This is a genomic window from Pseudomonas sp. K5002, from assembly GCF_013386655.1.
GTDB lineage: Bacteria > Pseudomonadota > Gammaproteobacteria > Pseudomonadales > Pseudomonadaceae > Aquipseudomonas.
In genome coordinates, this window is record NZ_JACARK010000573.1 from 1 (window position 1) to 1113 (window position 1113).

The following is a 1113-nucleotide window of genomic DNA, read 5'->3' on the forward strand; positions in this document are numbered from 1 at the left end:
CCGGCGCCGATCATGGCCGACGAGTCCATCGAATGCGTGGAAGATGCCTTCAACCTGGCCCGCGAAGGCGCGGCCTCGGTGTTCGCCCTGAAGATCGCCAAAAACGGCGGGCCGCGTGCGGTATTGCGCACCGCAGCGATTGCCGAAGCGGCGGGTATCGGCCTGTACGGCGGCACCATGCTTGAAGGCGGTATCGGCACCCTGGCCTCGGCCCATGCCTTTCTCACCTTGAACAAACTGGCGTGGGACACCGAGCTGTTCGGCCCGCTGCTGCTCACCGAAGACATCCTCGCCGAGCCGCTGGTGTACCGCGATTTCCACCTGCATGTCTCCACCGCTCCGGGCCTGGGCCTGGCCATCGATGAAGAGCGCCTGGCGTTCTTCCGTCGCGATAACTAACAAGAGGACACCTGCGATGTTGTTCCACGTAAAAATGACCGTGAACCTGCCAGTCGACATGAACCCCGAGCGCGCTGCCGGCCTCAAGGCTGAAGAAAAAGCCTTCTCCCAGCGGCTGCAGGAGCAAGGCAAATGGCGCCACCTGTGGCGCATCGCCGGGCTGTACGCCAACTACAGCGTGTTCGATGTCGACAGCGTGCAGGAACTGCATGACCTGTTGATGCAACTGCCGCTTTATCCTTACATGGCCATCGAAGTGAATGCCCTGTGCCGGCATCCATCGTCGATCCGTGAGGATGATCGCTGAGTCTGTTTTTTCACCTAATAATTACAAGATGAGGATTGCACCATGACCATCCGACTTTCCCAGACTGCTCACGCCCAACAGTTTCTCGAAGAAGCCAGCGGCAACCTTAACGACGGCGGCAACCCACGGGCCAAGGCGCTGATCTACCGGATCCTGCGGGACACGGTGAACATCATCGAAGACCTGGAAGTGACCCCGGAAGAGTTCTGGAAGGCGGTCAACTACCTCAACGAACTGGGCAAGAACCAGGAAGCCGGCTTGCTCGCGGCAGGGTTGGGCCTGGAGCATTACCTGGACATGCTGATGGACGCGGCGGACGAGGAAGCCGGCAAATCCGGCGGCACCCCGCGCACCATCGAAGGCCCGCTGTATGTGGCCGGTGCGCCGCTGTCCAAGTTCGAGGCGCG

The 1113-nt window shown here is 61.1% G+C and carries 3 protein-coding genes; all 3 read left to right on the forward strand.

Annotated elements, in window-relative coordinates; translation table 11 throughout:
* On the forward strand, nt 1–399 hold a 399-nt coding region (locus HX846_RS23630; RefSeq protein WP_306173144.1), incomplete at its 5' end, for an enolase C-terminal domain-like protein.
* 16 nt (nt 400–415) lie between these two features.
* The gene (gene catC, locus HX846_RS23635) at nt 416–706 is read left to right on the forward strand and encodes a muconolactone Delta-isomerase (protein WP_003212310.1); all 291 of its coding nucleotides are present in this window, start codon (nt 416–418) and stop codon (nt 704–706) included.
* Between the two features lie 42 nt (nt 707–748).
* Nucleotides 749–1113, forward strand: a 365-nt coding sequence (locus tag HX846_RS23640; protein ID WP_306173145.1) for a dioxygenase, incomplete at its 3' end; no start/stop codon positions are given.